Source organism: Pseudomaricurvus alkylphenolicus, assembly GCF_011683955.1.
In the GTDB taxonomy this organism is placed as follows: domain Bacteria; phylum Pseudomonadota; class Gammaproteobacteria; order Pseudomonadales; family Cellvibrionaceae; genus Pseudomaricurvus; species Pseudomaricurvus alkylphenolicus.
Genome location: NZ_JAAQPI010000005.1, coordinates 286,607 through 304,913, shown reverse-complemented (window position 1 = coordinate 304,913; position 18,307 = coordinate 286,607). Strand labels below are relative to the sequence as shown.

The following is an 18,307-nucleotide window of genomic DNA, read 5'->3' as shown; positions in this document are numbered from 1 at the left end:
GGGACGTAAAATGGCCGATGACTTTGGCAACTCGCCAAGCACGGAACCAGGCCTTATTGAGGTCGAAAGTAGCGTTTTAGGTGAAATAGAGGAGATTGGAGATCTCGACTGGTTTGCCGCCGAGCTGGTGGCGGGCAGCACTTACGCCATCGATTTACAGGGAGCCCCCACCGGCCAGGGCACACTGACGGATCCTCTGTTTGATGGCATTTACGACGCTGACGGCGTCTTTCTCGAAGGCACTAGTGACGATGATTCGGGCGATGGGCTAAACAGCCGACTCCTGTTCAGTCCCAACCTCAGCGGAATCTATTATTTATCCGCCGGAGCCTTTGGGGCCAACATCGGCAGTTATCAGTTAACCTTGGATCAAGTGGGCTGGGGATATGCTGTCGAGGCACTTTTGCCCAGTGTTCAGGAAGGCAACACCGGCTCGACGACCATACTATTCGATATTCATCGCAGCGGTGATGTCCATCTCCCTTCCACTATTCAGTGGGAAGTCTTTACGGAAAACATGGACACTCTCGACTTTGCCGGAGGTTTCTTTCCTTTCGGGCAGGTGGAGTTTGAGGCGGGACAGATCACCGCGACTGTCTTTGTTGATATCCAGGGCGACGACGACCCCGAATCCGACGAATCTTTCTTTCTCGACCTATACAGCGATGGTGCCTTTATCGCTTATGACGAAGTTACCGTTCTCAACGACGACAGCCCGGATGATTATTCCCAGGACATCAATACCAGCGGACAAATAGTCCCCGCCAGTAGTGTCACCGGCGAGATCGAAATTGCGTATGACCAGGATTGGTTTGCTGTTGAACTGGTAGCCGGCACTGACTATCAAATTGACTTGGAAGGCTCGGCAACAGAACAGGGCACATTGCCAGACACCTACATCCGCGGGATATATAGCGCAGACGGCGTTTGGCTGGAAGACAGCGCCAACGACGATGGCGGCGAAGGCCTCAACAGCCGTCTGTTTTATTCACCCACGGTGAGCGCCACATTCTTTATCGCCGCAGGCGGCTACGGCGATAGCACAGGTACCTACCGATTATCGGTTGAAGAGGTAGCGCGTGAACCGCAATGGAACTATAGCGTCTCAGCTCTCGACGCCCGCAAGGAGGAAGGCGATGACGGTGTTACCGAATTCAGTTTTGAGGTGGTGCGCGAAGGTGATTTAAGCTTACCGTCCAGCGTCGACTGGCAGCTCGATCCTTTTGGCGATCCGCAAGCGGATGACTTTGTCGGTGGGGAACTGCCCTCTGGCAGAGTGGATTTTCTGGAGGGAGAAAGTTCCCAGACGCTGACCCTGCAGATTCAAGGGGACACCTTACCAGAGGGTGACGAAACACTATACGTGACTCTGATCGCTGGCGACGAAACCATCGCTTACGACTGGGGGGTAATCTTAAATGATGACCTTGCCGCTGAGGACGATTATGGTGAAGACGCGCAGACCGCAGGCGTCGTTTTCCCGGGTACGCCCGTCATCGGCGCCATTGAACAATCCGGAGACAACGATTGGTTTGCGATTGAACTGGCCTTGGATCGCGACTATCTGATTAATCTGGAAGGCGCGCCGACAGCAATGGGTACGCTCAATGACACCTATATTCGCGGCATCTACGATAGCGTAGGAAACTTACTGCCCGGCAGCACGGACGATGATGGCGGCACAGACACCAACAGTCAGCTGTCCTTCACCTCTGAAGTTCAGGGCACCTACTACATTGCTGCCGGAGCGTTTGGTACTCATACTGGCACCTATCAGCTGTCCGTAGAGGATATCACTCAGGCAGACTGGCAATACTCGCTGGCTCCTCTCAATGCCTCCCAGCTGGAGGGGAATGAAACCGGCGCGCAGTTAAGTTTCGAAATCCTGCGCACAGGCGATACCGAACTGGCCTCCAGTTTCCAATGGGAGGTATTTGCTGGCGAAGGCATCGATGGCAGTGATTTTGTCGGTGGTCGACTGCCCTTCGGAGAATTTGAATTCGCACCCGATCAAACCAACGCAACCCTGTTTATTGAAGTTCAGGGAGATATCACTCCGGAGCAGGACGAGTTTTTCTATCTTGATCTCTACGTGGATGGCGAACTGGTGACCTGGTCAGAAGGTGCCATTCTCAACGACGACGATCTCGACGATTACACTCAGGATATCAATACGCTTGGTTCACTGCTTATCGGCGAATCAGTAACGGGCACCATAGAGTCATCGGGTGATGAGGATTGGTTCGCTGCCTCACTGGAAGCCAGCCACAATTACCTCATAGACCTGGAGGGCACCCCAACAGCAGCCGGAACACTCACGGATCCCTTTTTTCGAGGGCTGTACGACGCCTCTGGAAATTTGGTCCCGGGGACTGATAACGACGATGGCGGCATAGATACCAATAGCCAGGTCTTCTTTACCCCCGAGACCACGGCCGTTTACTTCCTGTCGGCTGGCGCTTTCGGAGATACGGTTGGCACCTACAACCTGAGCCTGGACGACGTTACCCCACCCGACGTCGAATTTACCATAGAAGCGCTTGACCCGTCGGTGTTGGAGGGCAACACCGGCAGCACCTCAATGAATTTTCAGGTGGTGCGCAGCGGAGATCTGGATCAGGAATCAGTATTGCGCTGGGAGGTGTACAACGGCCTTGATGTCGACGGCGATGATTTTATCGGTGGTGTTTTACCCTCGGGAAGCCTGATATTTGCCAGCGGAGAAACCAGTCGGAATATCACTCTGGACATCAAAGGAGACCTGCAAAGCGAGGGTGACGAGAACCTCTGGTTAGATCTCTACAGTGGTGACCTGCTACTGACCTGGGCTGAGGCCACCATCCTCAACGACGATGCCAGTATCGAAGACGACTTTGGTGCAGATGTCAGCACTCTTGGACAATTGCTGCCCGGTTCGGAGGTAACGGGAACTATCGAAACCGCCGGTGACAGAGACTGGTTTGCTATTGAGTTGCAGAGCGGGCAGACCTACACGATCGATCTTCAAGGGTTCCAAATCGACAATGGAGCGCTCTCAGATACCTATCTGGACGGCATTTACGACACATCCGGCAACTTTATCGACTTCACCAGCGACGACGACAGCGGTGAGGGACTCTATAGCCAGTTGCGCTTCCAGCCCGACACAACCGCCACTTATTACATTGCGGCCGCGGCGTTTGGCAGCGAAACCGGCGGTTACAGACTCAGCGTTACAGACCCTGTCTCTAACGATGACTTTGGTTCTGATATTAACACCCTGGGTGAACTGCTGGTCGGTGACAGCGCCGGAGGCGAGATTGAACAAGTCGGCGACCAGGATTGGTTTGCTCTGGTGCTCAATGCCGATACCTCCTATCAGATCGATCTCGAAGGCAATGCTACCATGGCAGGCACGCTCGCCGATCCGTTTCTCACTGGTGTATTTGACAGCAACGGCGAGGCTTTGGTTGGCACCAGCGATGACGATGGTGGAGAGAGCTTTAACAGCCAGATCGAACTTAGTGTTGCAACAACCGGCCTTTACTTTGTTGCCGCCTCGGGTTATGGAGATAACACCGGCAGCTATCGCCTCAGCGTCAATGCACTGGGAGGGGACGACGACTTTACCGATGACGCCAGTACCGAAGGCACTTTAACAATCGCTGAATCTGTTAGCGGCCTTATCGAAAAAGCCGGGGACCAAGACTGGTTTGCGGTTACCTTGACCGCCGGGCAAACTTATCAGATCGATCTGGAGGGATCCCCTAGCGGGCGTGGAACACTCAACGATACCTACTTGCGCGGTATCTACGATGCGTCCTCGAGTCTGCTGGCTAACAGTGAAGATGACGATGGCGGCACGGATACCAACAGCCGTCTGTTCTTTACCGCCGTCAACAGCGGCATTCACTATATCGCCACGGGTGGCTACGGTGAATCGGTAGGTTCTTATCAGCTATCGCTCAACCTCTTTGCTCTTGAAGACGATTTTGCCTCCGACGCTGACACTCGAGGCCAGCTCAACATTGACAGCTCCGTCAGGGGGACGATCGAACGCGAGGGAGACGAGGACTGGTTTTCTGTACAACTGCAACAGGGCAATCGATATCAAATTGACCTTGAGGGATTGCCAACCGGAGCGGGAGACCTCTCGGACCCTTTCCTTGCCGGTATCTATGCAGAAACTGGATTGTTTATCGAAGCCACCAGCAACGACGATAGCGGCGTTGACCTAAACAGTCAGCTGATTTTTTCACCACGGGAATCGGGTACCCATTTTGTGGCAGCAGCGGCCTTCGGAGATGACCGCGGCAGCTATAAACTCTCTTTGACCGATCTCGGAGCCATCGCCAGTGACGACTTCGGAGACAGTATCGACAATACCGGAGCCGTTGTCATCGGTGAGGCAACAAACGGCGAACTGGAAAGCGCCGGTGATATAGACTGGTTTGCTGTCGAACTGGAATCCGGGCGACATTATCAGATCAGTCTCGAAGGCGCGGCCACAGACAAAGGCGATCTCGATGACCCCTTCCTCAGCGGTCTATACGATGCCACCGGGGCTCTGATCGACGGCACCAGCGACGATGACAGCGGTTTCGGCCGCAACAGCTATTTGGATTTTTCCCCCGGTGAAACTGGCGTTTTTTACATAGCGGCAAGCGGTTATGCCGGAGCCACTGGCGGCTATGAAGTGTCGGTGCTGGACGCTACGGAACCCGTCATCGAAGACGACTTTGGCAATGAGGCGGCAACGGCAGGCAGCGTGACCGTTAATGGCTCCAGTAGCGGTGTAATCGAAGGTTTTGGTGATCGGGATTGGTTCGCCGTGGAATTGCAGGCAGGAATCACCTATCGCTTTAATCTCAATGGTACCAACAGCGACGGCGGCACACTCACAGATCCATTTCTATCCGGTATCTATCAAACCACCCTGCTCGACGCCACCAGCGACGACGACAGCGGTGTCGGTTTTGACAGCCAACTACTGTTTACCCCCGATGCCAGCGGTACCTATTACATAGAAGCTTCGGGTAAAGAAAACAGCCTGGGTACCTACACGCTTAGTGTCTCCGAGGTGCAGTCCTCTAACCCTGGTGATTTCGATATTGTCGTTAACTTTAGCGGCGACGCCAGTTATCTGCCGTTGTTCGAAGCCGCAGCTCAGCGATGGGAGGAGATTATTGTCGGGAATCTGCCCGGCGTACAAACAGAGTCATGGGGATTTGTGGACGATCTGCTGATTGATGCCTCTGTGACCTCCATTGATGGCCCCGGAGGTATACTCGCGCAAGCGGGAGCTGACTGGATTCGCACTTCCAGTTTTCTGCCTATTCACGGCATTATGTCATTTGACTCCGCAGATGTTTTCGCCATGGAAGCCAAAGGCATATTGCAGGACGTAATCATTCACGAGATGGGGCATGTGCTGGGGTTTTCCGGTTGGTTTTTTGACCAACTTGGTCTTGCGCAAGGCTTTAATTTTACCGGAACCAATGCCGCCACAGCCTATGGGCAACTGATTAACAACACCACCGCCACTTCCGTTCCGCTGGAAACCCAGGGTGGACCAGGCACCGCACGCAGTCATTGGACTGAGAGCTTATTCGACACTGAACTGATGACCGGATTTGCCGAAAACAGTCCCCCCATGCCGTTGAGCATTGTGACCGTGGGAGCCATGCAGGACCTCGGTTATGAAGTGAATTACAACAGCGCTGACGACTTCACATTTATCAGCCCGGAATTGGTGATTCAGGACAACGGAGGTCTACAGACGGAAGAACCTGGTCCTGGAAGTGTCTTGTCATCGGTGTTGGAAGACACTCAGTCGGAATCAGGCTTCCACTATTTCAATCAAAAACCGCTTTATTTGTTGCCTTTAAGCGAAAACGCCGACGACGGTTCAGCGACCGTAGCCCTCAGCGAAGGCGATAACGTGGGTGGTCCCCTTGATCTTTCCTCGGTGGCGGCCACCCCTCAAGCGGTTCCGTCAAAGCTCAGCGGCTCAGTGTTGTCAGCCGATGAGAATGCAATCAGCTTTCTGGATGACGATACCGGCCTGCGGATTCAGCTGGAGGGTGTCTTCGCAAAAGATGAGCCCGAAACCAGTGAAGATATTAAAGGTAACGTTAATTCGGTCACCTTTGTCGAAGGCTATTCTCCGGTCAGCCAGATGGCCTACGCGGAATCTCGCGAAGTAGACGAAGTACTGGACAACTGGCAAGGTGACTTCCTCGAGGGCGATAATGCCATTCAGATTACCAGCACCAATGTGATTGCAGACGTGGTCGATGCGGGCGCCGGTAATGACTTTCTAAGCCTGGGCTTTGGCGATGACAGTCTGATCGGCGGCGAAGGTGACGACCAGCTGTTTGGCGAGTCCGGTAACGACGAAATCTACGGCGAAGAAGGCGACGATCAACTGTCAGGCGGGCTGGGTAACGATATTATTGATGGCGGCGAGGGCAATGATATTCTGTTGGCCGATTACCTGCCGAGCCAGTATGTCTATGCTGACGGCATTCTCGATGGTGATGAAGATCGCGATACCATCACCAGTATCGAGTCGGTGGGTTTCGGCTATGGCATGGGCAATGATGTCTTCCAGGTTGAGGTCGCGCTAGAAGACCTGCAGGATCCAGATGGCGCGGGTGCACTCAAATCCAATGCCGCCACTCAGCTCGACGCCCTCAGTGATCTTTATATCGCCTATTTCGGCCGTGCACCCCAGGCCACCGGACTTACCTATTGGTTTGGGCAAATTTATTCAGGTGCATTAACTTTTTATGAGGCCGCTCAAAGCTTCTCCGTCCAAGAGGAATACCAGAATACCTATCCCCAGGGCACCAGCAATTTGGAATTTATCGAGTCAATTTACCAGAACATGTTCAATCGCTCTCCTGCGGAGGGTGGACTTATTTACTGGCAGGAGCAACTCGATGCAGGCATGCCTAGAGACGTATTTATTCTGGCTGTTATTAACGGCGCCTACGCGCCCACCGGTGGAGAAAGCGACAGGGCAATATTGATTAATAAGCATGAGGTCTCGGTTTACTATGCTGAGCGCACCATGCTATACCCTGATGAAGGCTTTGATCAAAACGTCAACACCTTGATCAGTGCGGTAACCAGTGACAGCGCCACCGCAGATACCGCCAAGGAAATTATCGATTATGTCTTTACCAACGATATCACACTCACCGGTGTGGTCGAGGACCAAGCGCTGTGGGATTCCTTTTGGGAGGCCTGAACAAACGGTCTGTTGCAGAACGAATAATAACGGAAGGGATAATGAGGCTGGGATTGTATTGCTTGATCGCTCTATTGGCGACGTCCACTGTTTTTGGCGAGGTACCTTTCAGCGCGACAATCGTTTCGGTTCGTGGCGACGTTGATTATTCTGTGGACGGAAAAATCTGGCACGACGCCGCCAAGGGACAACAGGTGGGCGCAAACACACGACTGCGTACCGGGGATGACAGCCGCGCCGCCATCAAACTTTCCACCGGAGCCATTCTGAGGATTGATGAACTCAGCCTGGTTGATCTTGTTCCTCCCTCCCAACCCGACAACTCTGTAGCACTCAGCATCATAGAGGGTCTGTTTTATTTCTTTAGTCGCAGCACACCCGAAGCCGTGGAAATCCTGACTCCCTCCGCCACCGGGGCCATACGGGGCACGGAGTTTAATCTCAGCGTCAGTCGCCAGGGCGCGACAACCTACGCCATGGTCGAGGGGGGCGTGGACATTACCAGCGAGGGACATTCCGTCAGTCTGGCAGGCGGTGAAGTTGCCATGCTGGGACCGAGTCGAGAGATTCAGACATCGTCGCTGAGCAACAACTACCGGGAGCTGCACCAATGGCTCTATTATCCCCCGGTACTGGTGCCTTCAGAATTACAGCTCAATGATCAGGATCGCAGGCGGCTGCAGGAATCACTCCAACACTATCAACAGGGCAATCTCAAAGCCGCCGTTGCCACCGGTTTGGCCCAACAGACCTTGACCGGCAATGATGCCCAGCTTTACCGGGCCAACCTCAAGCTCATGGCAGGACAATTGGACGACGCAAAGGCCTTGATGGACGCCGCTGACAAAAGCCCCCTGCTACAGTCATTGCGCAAGATGTTTGATGCGGTCACCTTTGCCTCCCACGAGCAAGTTGCTCCCACAAACAATGCTTCTGAATGGCTGGCCTATTCCTATTGGAAACAGTCTCGTGGAGACATTCCCGGTGCGCTGGCGGCGGCCCAACAAGCGCTGCAGAGAAGCGACAGTTTTGGCCCAATCTTGGCAAGACTGGCGGAACTCCAATTCAGTAGCGGTGAACTTCGGGATGCGAGAGAATCTCTCAGCCGTAGCTTGGAGCTTTCCCCTAATAATCCCATGTCAATCTCGCTGCAGGGTTTTTTATCGGCAGCAGCGACAGAGGAATCTCTGCCCTATTTTCAACAGGCGTTGGCACTGGACGCGGACTTTGCCCAAAGCTGGCTGGGAGACGGTCTGCAGGCATTTCGGCAAGGGCAAGCCAATGAGGGGCTGGAATCCATCAAACTGGCGGCTGCTATGGAACCCAATCGCTCGCTATTGCGCAGCTATCTCGGTAAAGCCCTGGCGGAAAATGAACTTCAGGATAAGGCCCGTCAAGAGCTGGTATTGGCGCAGGCGCTGGATACTCAGGACCCCACCCCGCTGTTTTATCGCGCCTTGTTGGACAAACAACAGAATCGATACTCTGATGCAGCCCGTTCCATGCACCGGGCCATCGAACTGAACGACAATCGTAATCTGTTTCGATCGCGGTTATTGCTTGATCAGGACCTGTCGGTACGCAAAACCAATCTGGCAGCCATTTATGAAAGCCTGGGCATGTCCACTCGAGCTGTCCGCTACGCCAGCCAGGCTATCGAAGACGATTACAGCAATTATTCCGCCCATCGTTATATGGCGGACAGCCTGACCCGACAAACCGGCACGGATCTGTTGCGTACTGAGGCGGCGATTGCCAGTGAACTGCTGCTGGCGAATCTGTTAGCCCCTGCGCAAACCGGTACACTTTCGCGGTTTGTCAGCAATCAGGAATACTCCGCGTTTTTTAACAACAAGCGTTACGGCTTGGACGTCAATGCCTATCTCGATGAAGACCATGAAAGCCTGAGTGAGATCAGTGCTTACCTGAATAGTCACCGCACCAGCGTGGTTTTGGATGCAAGTATTGGGGGTTCCCTGAACTTCTTCGAAGCCGACTCGGTGGAGACGGATTTTGATACCGGGCTCTTGAGCCTGCAGATCAAACACCATCTCACTGAGCAAACCAGCGTGTATCTGCAACTCGAAGACAGCAGCACAGATGTCGATGCAGGTTTTTTTGGCGGCGAAATTGACGGCGATATCGACGCGGATATTGATGTTTATACACTGGGCTTTCACCACCGCCATCGGCCGGGAAGTGATACGCTGTTGCTCATCAGCCGCTACGATGCCGAAACCCGTTTTGAAACACCGTCTGTACCTATGATATTTACACAGGGCGCTGAGGGAGAAACCACCTCCGGCCTCAATTTACCTTTCCAATCCTCCGGCATGGCCGAAGAAAAACTGACCTCACTGGAACTTAATCATATACAGCAGAACGCCGAACGATTGTGGATCAGCGGCCTGCGGTTGCAACGCGGCGATATTACCTTAGATGAACAATTGGACCACCTCACCGGTGCCACCCGACCCTTTTTTGCAGATCCGGTATCGGTCACGCGACTGAGCGAAGACCTGGAACGCACCAGTGCCTACACCTACCTGACATTGGGACTGGAGTCGCAACTGGATTTGACCTTGGGCCTGGCCTATGAGTGGCTCGAAGCACCGCGACATATTGATTCGCCACCGGCGACAGGGGGCAGCTTTCGGGAGCAACGCTGGTCACCAAAACTCGGATTAAACTGGAGTCCGGCACCGCAATGGCGTTTACGTGCAGCTTACAGCGGCTCGTTGGGCGGTTTTGCTGCGGACCAAAGCCTGCGCCTGGAACCCTCATTGTTAGCCGGTTTTGTTCAGACTTATCGTTCACTTATCCCGATCGCACCGGATGTTTCCGGATCGCGTTTTGATGTTGCTGGCATCGGTTTGCAATACAGCCCTTCCGCCGATCTGTTCCTGGATGCGCAATACCAGTGGATACAGCAGCGGGGTAATGAGCGGCTCGGGGCTTTTGATTACGATCTTTTAACCCGACAAACGACTCCACAGGCACTGACCAATCGGCTTGAATATCGAGAACAAAATATATCTCTGAGTGCCAATCAATTGTTGTCTCAATACTGGTCGGTGGGCGCGCGTTACGAATTTGTGCAGTCGGATCTGGAAACCGGTCTGCTGGGTGTAGACGCTGTCGTTACCGATCCCTTGATCACCGGGCTCACGTCCACCGATACCCGCGCCCGCCTTCAAAGCTTCGGTGTCATGGCCGCCTACAATCATCCACTGGGAATCTTTGCACGACTGGACTCGACATTTTATTGGCCCCAGGACAGCGGCTTTTATGGTGTTGAACAGCAAGATGATTTCAGCTCCAGCGACTTTCGCCTCGGCTATCGCAGCCAGCGCCAACGTTGGCAAGTGGAGCTGCGCGTGGACAACCTGGAGGACGAGGAGCCCCGCATCAACAGTCTGATTCCCCGCGCTGAAATCCAATCCCGGCGCACCGCCAGGATCACACTCAACCTCAACCTCTAGGAAGCCCCGGGCAAGGTATGCTGACCCAACACACCCGCTCTCTGCTTATCAGCATCACCATGGTGATTTTGGCCGGCATTCTGGTGAATTTCAGCCGCCTGGGCAATGGCCTGGAGCGTCTCAGCTTCGATCTTCTGTTTGTGTTTCGCCCCTTGGCTCAGACCGAGGAAATCGTCATTGTGTATCTCGACGAGACCGCCCACAAACAACTCAAGCAACCTCTGGATCGAATCTGGGACCGACGCTTGCACGCCAGCCTGCTTGACAAGTTCACTCGCCAGAAAGCCAACCTGGTGATCTACGATATTCTGTTTGATGTCGCCAGTTCAGACAAAAAGGCAGATGCGGCCTTTGAGGCGGCCATCAAGCGTAGCGGTCGGGTGATTCTTGGAGCGAGCGTCAAGGCTCAGCGCAATATGGGGGTCATCGAGCGAGCCGTGGCCGCGCCTTTATTAACACTTAGAGAACCCACCTTTGGCTGGGGATTACTGACATTGGACCCCGTAGACCCGGACTTCGGTGTCAGGCGCATGAACCTGGGCTCTGGCGATATACCCATCAAGAACGCCAGCTGGTTAGCTGCAGAGGAGCTCCGACGACAAAAGGGCCAGTCCGCCAGCGAAATTCCCGACCGGGAACTCTGGATTAACTACCTGGGGCCTCCCGGCACCGTGGATTCTATCAGCTTCTCTCAGGCGCTGGACGACGAGGGAGTACCTGAAGATTATTTTACCGGTAAAACTGTTCTGATTGGCGGCAAATACGCAACGGGCTTCAGTGGTGATATGCGAGACAGTTTTCTGACCCCCTACTCCCTGCGTGGCCACCCGTTTGCACCCGGGGTCGAGGTGCACGCCAACGTGCTCTCCAATTTAGTCAAGGGAGATTGGTTGGTTCGAACAGGTGCTTTCTTTGACTTGTTGGTGGTAGTGATACTGGCAGCAGCGTTCGTCGCCTCCTTTTACTACATCCCCTTGAAAGTCACAATTTTTCTGGCCCTGCTGTACGCACTGGTGTTCGGTTCACTGAGCATCTGGATCTGTTGGCAACAGCTGATATTCTTTAACTGGCTGATGCCTTTGACGATTCAATTGCCGCTGGCACTATTGATTTCCACCATCCAGCGTTACTATGTGGCCGCCAGCAAAGAACGCAAGTTGATTTCGGCCTTCTCCTCCTACATCTCTCCTGTCATTGCCGAAAAAGTGGCCAAAAGCGGTTTTGATCTCACGCCCGGGGGTGAAATGAAACCCATCACTGTGATGTTCACGGATTTGCAGGGGTACACCTCGCTATCAGAGCACACCAATCCTGAAGAACTGGGTCGCGTATTAAATGCCTATTTTGAAATGATGACCAAGGATGTGCTGGAAACTCACGGTACGGTAATTAAATATATCGGCGACGCCGTGTTTGCTATCTGGGGAGCTCCCCTGGAGGACGAGAACAAAGCAGACCACGCTGTCCACGCCGCCAGTACCATGATCCATACGATTCGCTCGCAGAAAATCTACGGCCATACACTCACGACGCGGGTCGGCATTAGCAGCGGGGAGTGCCTGGTCGGAAATCTGGGTTCCACCTATCGTTTCGATTACACCGCCCTTGGCGATGCGGTTAACCTGTCTTCGCGCATTGAGGGTTTTAACAAGTATCTCGGCACCAGTATTCTGATTGATCAGGACACCCTGGATCAGACCAGCGAATCCTTCAATCATCGTCCGGTAGGACGCTTTCAACTGTTGGGCAAAAAGGACTCAGTACCCCTTTACGAGGTACTGGTAGACTGCCGGGAAGGCGAACCCTGGATTGAGAGTTTTTCCCTGGGGCTGGACGCCTTTCAGGCGGGTGATTTTGAAGAAGCGCGGCAGGGGTTTGAGCAATGCCAGACGCAACGCGGCGGCGATGGCCCCTCCCAGTACTATCTCAAGATTCTGCAAACCTATCGAAATTCGCCACCAGACATGCGCCGTTGGAATGGCGATGTGATCGTAGACAGCAAATAACAAATCCACACTAAAAAAACAGGGGCACAAACCAAAATGCCCCAAAAGTAGTGAAGAGAAATCAATAAACCTAACCAACTGCCATTTCTATAGCACGCCCCAGCTCCTGAGTACTCGCCGTCCCTCCCATATCACGGGTAAGTCCGGCGCCCTCTTTCAATACGCGCTCCACAGCCTCCATCACCGTATCATGAACCTCACGGTACCCGAGATGTTCCAACATCATCGCACCAGCCCAAATCGTACCAATAGGGTTGGCAATATTCTGCCCTGCAATATCAGGCGCAGAGCCATGCACCGGCTCAAACATAGACGGAAAATTTCTTTCCGGGTTAATATTCGCCGAAGGTGCAATAGCAATAGTACCTGTCACCGCCGGCCCAAGATCAGACAGAATATCCCCAAACAGATTCGACCCCACGACCACATCATAAAACTCCGGCATGCGCACAAAATTCGCCGTCATAATATCGATATGAAACTGATCGGTTTTCACATCTGGGAATGCCTTCGCCATCTCTGCAAAACGACCGTCCCAAAACGGCATCGAATGAATAATACCGTTAGACTTGGTGGCAGAACTGATATGCTTGCCGGGGCGCCGATTCGCCAACTCAAACGCATACCGCATCACCCTATCCGTACCACGACGGGTAAACACACTCTGCTGAACCACCAGCTCCTGATCTGTACCCTCGTACTGAATACCACCAATATTCGAGTATTCACCCTCAACATTCTCACGCACCACATACATATCGATATCGCCCGGTTTCTTGCCAGCCAATGGACAAGGAACGCCATCGAACAGTCGTACCGGTCGCAAATTTATATACTGATCGAACTCGCGACGAATAGGAATCAACAGCCCCCAAAGGGAAATATGATCAGGCACTCCGGGAAAACCCACAGCCCCGAGATAAACAGCATCAAAGCCCCGCAGCTGATCAATGCCACCCTCCGGCATCATACGGCCGGTTTTATGGTAGGTTTCGCAAGACCAGTCAAACTCCGTCCATTGAAACTCGATACCATGAATTGCTCCGGCGGCCTCCAACACCCGTATTCCCTCGGGAATAACCTCCTTGCCGATGCCGTCTCCAGGAATTACCGCAATGTTAAGTGTTGTCATGGGTGGGTCCTCTATCTCGGATCAATGTTGAAACAGTGAATGGAGCAAACTAAATCAGAATATTTTATCGTTGCCACAAGACAAGAGTATATGGAATGCTATGCTTTCCAGAAAGCAGCCATATTAGACCAAGTTGGTAACAAAAAAGCACCATGAAACCATCCAGCCCTGCCTCCCTCACCCTCCGTAACCTACCCCTCAGCGCTCTCAAGGCCTTTGAAGCCGTCGGGCGTCACTGCCACGTCCGCCGCGCCGCCGAGGAGATGAACATCTCCCACACGGCCCTGAGTCGTCATGTTCGCCAACTGGAGGAACAATTAGGAGTGGCGCTGTTTCACCGCCAGCACAACCGCCTGAGCCTGACCACCGCTGGTAATCGACTTTTGAGGAGCGTACAAAGCGCCTTTGCCGAATTGACCGATGGGTTAGCCTATCTCGATCCCGAAAGCATGAGCGGAGAGCTGGTGGTAGCCTCCACCTCCACCATCGCCATGGGCTGGCTGATGGAAGTGCTGGGCGGGTTTCACCAGCGCTTCCCCGAAATAACGCTGCGTCTGATCACGCTGACGCCACGACAGCAAACCCTGCCCGCAGAATTTGATGTGGCAGTATGCTTGGGCGAACCGGTGGAAACCCTGCGCATGGTGACCCCGCTATATCAAGAGTCCTACATTCCAGTTTGCAGCCCCAAACTGGTACGGGCGGATACGCCTGTACAAAATGCCGAGGATCTGTTGGCCTATCCCTTAATTCACGATCGCATCAGCCAATGGCAGCGCTGGTTTCAGCTAAATCATCTGCAACCGGACCGCAACCAGCAAAACCTCTACATGGACTATGGGTTTCAGGCCATTCACGCAGCGAAGCTGGGGTTGGGTATTGTCCTGGCTGATGGCAGCGAAGTAGGAAAAGACCTACGCGAAGGGCGTTTGATCACTCTTCTTGAACCGCCCATGGCGGTTCAGCAGTCCGTCCATCTTGTCCATCACCACCCTGACCAGTTAACGCTGCCGGCACGCCTGCTGGCCGAGGCAATTGTTGAATATAAACGAGGATAAAACTTTTTCCTCGTTTACTGTTTGGAGATATTAATAACCTGCAGGCGGGTAAATTGCTCCAACCCTTCCATTCCCCACTCCACGCCAATGCCCGACTGTTTGCAGGTTGGAAAAGGTATATTAGGCGCGAAGGCAGCGTGCTGGTTTACCCAGGCAGAACCACACTCGAGCCTCGACGCCAATGCCTGCGCCCGCTGAACATTGGAAGACCACACGGACCCACCCAACCCGAACTCAGACCCATTGGCTCGTCTGATGGCATCATCAAGATCACTATAGCGAAGAATCGGCAAAATAGGCCCAAAAGGCTCTTCATCCACCACCGCAGTTCCATCCTCAATATCGCGTACCACCGTCAGTGGCAACACGAATCCAGGCCCCTCCGGAATCATTCCACCGGCAATCACCTTACCGTTAGCTTTGGCATCGTTGATATAGGCACAGACCTTTTCATATTGCGCCCGGTTTTGTACCGGGCCAAACTGGGTTCGAGGATCTGCACCGTCTCCAACAACTGCGGCCTTGGCCAGACTGGCAACCTCATCGCACACGGCGTCGTAAATACTGTCGTGTACATAGAGGCGCTTGAGGGCCGCGCACACCTGGCCACTATTCATAAACGCGGTAGCAAAAATCCCCGGTGCCACCTCTTTCGGATCAGCATCGTCCAATACAATACCCGCGTCATTGCCACCGAGCTCCAGTGTCAGCTGTTTAAGACTATCAGCACCGGCGGCCATAATTTTCCGCCAGCACATTTACCACGCCGGCCGGAAATTTTCGGTATGTTTGTAGTCGCTGTGCGGGTATACGAGCCATGGACTGAATCTCCTGAAGTGTTATCGAACGCTTGCACCAGCGTACTGAAGATGAAGACCATCGCACAATGGCGATAAATGGCGATGTTAATCGTTTGGCCGCATAGGATAATAGAACCACCAGCCTATCGAATACCTGCTATTTCAGGTGTGTGGCGATCAGGGTTTCTGTCATTGTCTCGCCATAGTGACTGTAGTGACTAAGGTCACTGTACCGATCAAGGATATTTCTGATCACGCCGGAGCGCTTCAATTTGAGAAGACTGCGTTCATAGCGCCGTCGATAATTTTCTGCTCTCAGCCCCAGCGCATTGAACGAAAACGCCGCGTATGATCGCAGATAAGTCTCCAGCGCCACATGGGTGATCTGGTCTGCAATCTTCAGCGTTTTCGCCACTTCGTCGATAACAGCATCTTCAAGTGCGATGATATCAACGCGACCGCGTTTAAGCGCTTTGACAAGAAGGTAGTCGTCTTTGTAGGACACGATGTGAGAGTCGGGAAAGCGCACGCGGACGTTCTCGGTCGGCCCCATAATTCCTAGCCGGTAGCTGCCAAACGCTCGATCCAAGTTTAGCGGGATATTCTTGAGCGCAAAAAAGCTGGTTCGTGAATAGTAGTGAGGTACACCTGTGCGAATAACACCGTCCACCATCGCGTCAAGTTCCGGCACCCAGATTACACTGCCGTCGATGCGGCCAGTCTTGAGATCCCGAATTAACCGTCTGAGGGGCAGCAGTTCAATAGACACATCAACCCCCATATCAGCAAAGACGGCACGGGCGATATCAATGCTGACACCCTTGACTTCACCGCCCTCCAGATATTCGAATGGTTTACGGTATTCAACCCCCGCCATGTGTAACCTGAGACCCTGATTGTCAGCTCCGGTGCTCGCAGAACCACTTAACAGCAGCAGAGCACCGAGAATCCACAGAAGTGCATGCATAGATAACCCTGCCTTGAAGCAGCTATTGACGGAATAACCAGCTTAACAGACTGCAGCAAGCACCCGATTACCTGATGTGTCCATTTTATTGCCAATAATTTTCTATCGGGGGGTTATAACGTCATCCAAACAGATTTGGTCTCAAGAAAATGCTCCAATTGCTCAGGCCCCAAGTCTTTACCAAAACCCGACTGTTTTACCCCGCCAAACGGGGTATTGCTGTCAATCATATCGTGGGTGTTTACCCAGACAGTCCCAGCCTCAAGCCTTTGCACACATCGCATCGCACGGGAAAAATCCCTGGTAAACACGCTCGCCGCCAGACCATAGATATTGTCATTGGCCAGCTCAAGCGCCTCCTCCTCGGTATCGAAGGGGATCACCGCCAATACGGGACCAAAAATCTCCTCCTGCACAATACGCATATTGTTGTTACAGTCTGCGAAGATCGTTGGCTGCACAAAGTAACCGGCGTCATCCGGGCGGTGCCCACCACACACCAGACGAGCCCCTTCTTCACGCCCCACTTCGATATAGTCCAGAACCGTGCTTTGCTGATCCGCCGAAATAGCCGGACCCATCTCCGTTGACGGGTCAAGGGAAAAACCGATTTTCATCACCTCTGCACGATCTGCTACCGCCTCAATCACCTCTTCATAAATGGAACGATGCACGTACAACCGAGAACCGCCGCTGCAAACCTGACCGGTATTAAAAAAGATACTCTGCTGGGTGGCTTCAACCACCTGATCAATGTCGGCATCCTCAAAAACCACCATGGGTGACTTACCGCCCAGCTCCAGAGTGACCGGGTTAATATTGTCCATTGCTGCTTTTGCCACGGTTTTACCCACGGGCGTCGAACCCGTGAAAGATACTTTGTTTACGTTGGGGTGCGCCACCAGTGCATTGCCGACACTGCTGCCTTTACCCGTAATGATATTAATCACCCCTTTGGGAACGCCGGCTTGTTCACACAGCCCGGCAAAAAACAACATGCTCAACGGTGTAATTTGTGCAGGCTTAAGCACAAGGGTACAACCCGTCGCCAGCGGCGCCGCCAACTTCCAAATGGCCATATTAAATGGCCAGTTCCAGGGTACAATAGCCGCGACCACACCGATCGGTTGCTTTAAAGTACAAGCAAAATGTTCACCGGGAGCAGATACCTGGCGAGTACTGCCCTCAATATTGCGTGCCCAACCTGCCATATAGCGCAGCAGGTCAACGGAGCCGGCGATGTCTACCGCCTTGCAACCCTCGATGGCTTTGCCGGCATCCAGGGATTCGATTTCGGCTATCGTCTGGGCGTTTTCTTCAACCAGATCCGCCAAACAATTGAGCAGCCGTTCACGTTGAGCCGGCTTCCAGTTAGACCACTCGCCCTGATCAAATGCATAACGAGCGGCGGCCACCGCGCGATCGACGTCCTCGGTGCTGGCCGCAGGAACTCTGGCAAGCAGTGCTTCAGTACAGGGCTCCAACACCTCAGACATCGAACCATCACTGGCGTCAGTAAACTCACCGTTGATATACATTTTGTGATGCTGACCAAAGAATCGATGGGTTTCTCCGGTTGCTCCGTACTTGCACAGTAATTTTTGAATCAATGAATCCACAATAATACC

General features: G+C 53.3%; 8 protein-coding genes. 4 read left to right on the top strand and 4 right to left on the bottom strand.

All coding sequences use genetic code 11. The features are described 5' to 3' along the window. Positions 1 to 10 precede the first annotated feature (10 nt). The 3 genes from HBA55_RS37850 to HBA55_RS15420 are packed head-to-tail and all read left to right on the top strand — an operon-like array spanning position 11 to position 12,722. A complete protein-coding gene (locus HBA55_RS37850; RefSeq protein WP_166993187.1) occupies positions 11 to 7,234 on the top strand; it encodes a DUF4214 domain-containing protein in 7,224 nt (2,407 codons plus the stop codon). 41 nt (positions 7,235 to 7,275) lie between these two features. After that, positions 7,276 to 10,716, top strand: a complete 3,441-nt coding sequence (locus HBA55_RS15425) for a TonB-dependent receptor domain-containing protein (RefSeq protein WP_166993184.1) — start codon at positions 7,276 to 7,278, stop codon at positions 10,714 to 10,716. 17 nt (positions 10,717 to 10,733) lie between these two features. After that, complete coding sequence (locus HBA55_RS15420) at positions 10,734 to 12,722, top strand: CHASE2 domain-containing protein (protein WP_166993181.1); 1,989 nt, start codon at positions 10,734 to 10,736, stop codon at positions 12,720 to 12,722. 70 nt (positions 12,723 to 12,792) lie between these two features. Here HBA55_RS15420 and HBA55_RS15415 read toward each other — a convergent pair whose 3' ends face one another. Next, positions 12,793 to 13,854, bottom strand: coding sequence for a tartrate dehydrogenase (locus HBA55_RS15415; protein ID WP_166993178.1), 1,062 nt, complete (start codon positions 13,852 to 13,854; stop codon positions 12,793 to 12,795). Between the two features lie 152 nt (positions 13,855 to 14,006). Between HBA55_RS15415 and HBA55_RS15410 the strand changes: the two genes are divergently transcribed. Further along, on the top strand, positions 14,007 to 14,912 hold the full coding sequence (locus tag HBA55_RS15410; RefSeq protein WP_166993174.1) for a LysR substrate-binding domain-containing protein: 906 nt from the start codon (positions 14,007 to 14,009) through the stop codon (positions 14,910 to 14,912). A gap of 14 nt (positions 14,913 to 14,926) precedes the next feature. Here the strand turns inward: HBA55_RS15410 and HBA55_RS15405 are convergent, their stop codons facing one another. From HBA55_RS15405 to HBA55_RS15395, 3 genes are all read right to left on the bottom strand, one after another. Next, positions 14,927 to 15,670 (bottom strand): aldehyde dehydrogenase family protein, encoded by a 744-nt coding sequence (locus tag HBA55_RS15405; protein ID WP_166993171.1) that lies wholly within the window; start codon positions 15,668 to 15,670, stop codon positions 14,927 to 14,929. 199 nt (positions 15,671 to 15,869) lie between these two features. Next, the gene (locus tag HBA55_RS15400) at positions 15,870 to 16,679 is read right to left on the bottom strand and encodes a substrate-binding periplasmic protein (RefSeq protein WP_166993168.1); all 810 of its coding nucleotides are present in this window, start codon (positions 16,677 to 16,679) and stop codon (positions 15,870 to 15,872) included. Positions 16,680 to 16,792: 113 nt separating this feature from the next. Next, positions 16,793 to 18,298: an aldehyde dehydrogenase family protein gene (locus HBA55_RS15395; RefSeq protein WP_166993165.1), complete on the bottom strand. Its 1,506-nt coding sequence runs from the start codon at positions 18,296 to 18,298 to the stop codon at positions 16,793 to 16,795. Between the last annotated feature and the right edge of the window lie 9 nt (positions 18,299 to 18,307).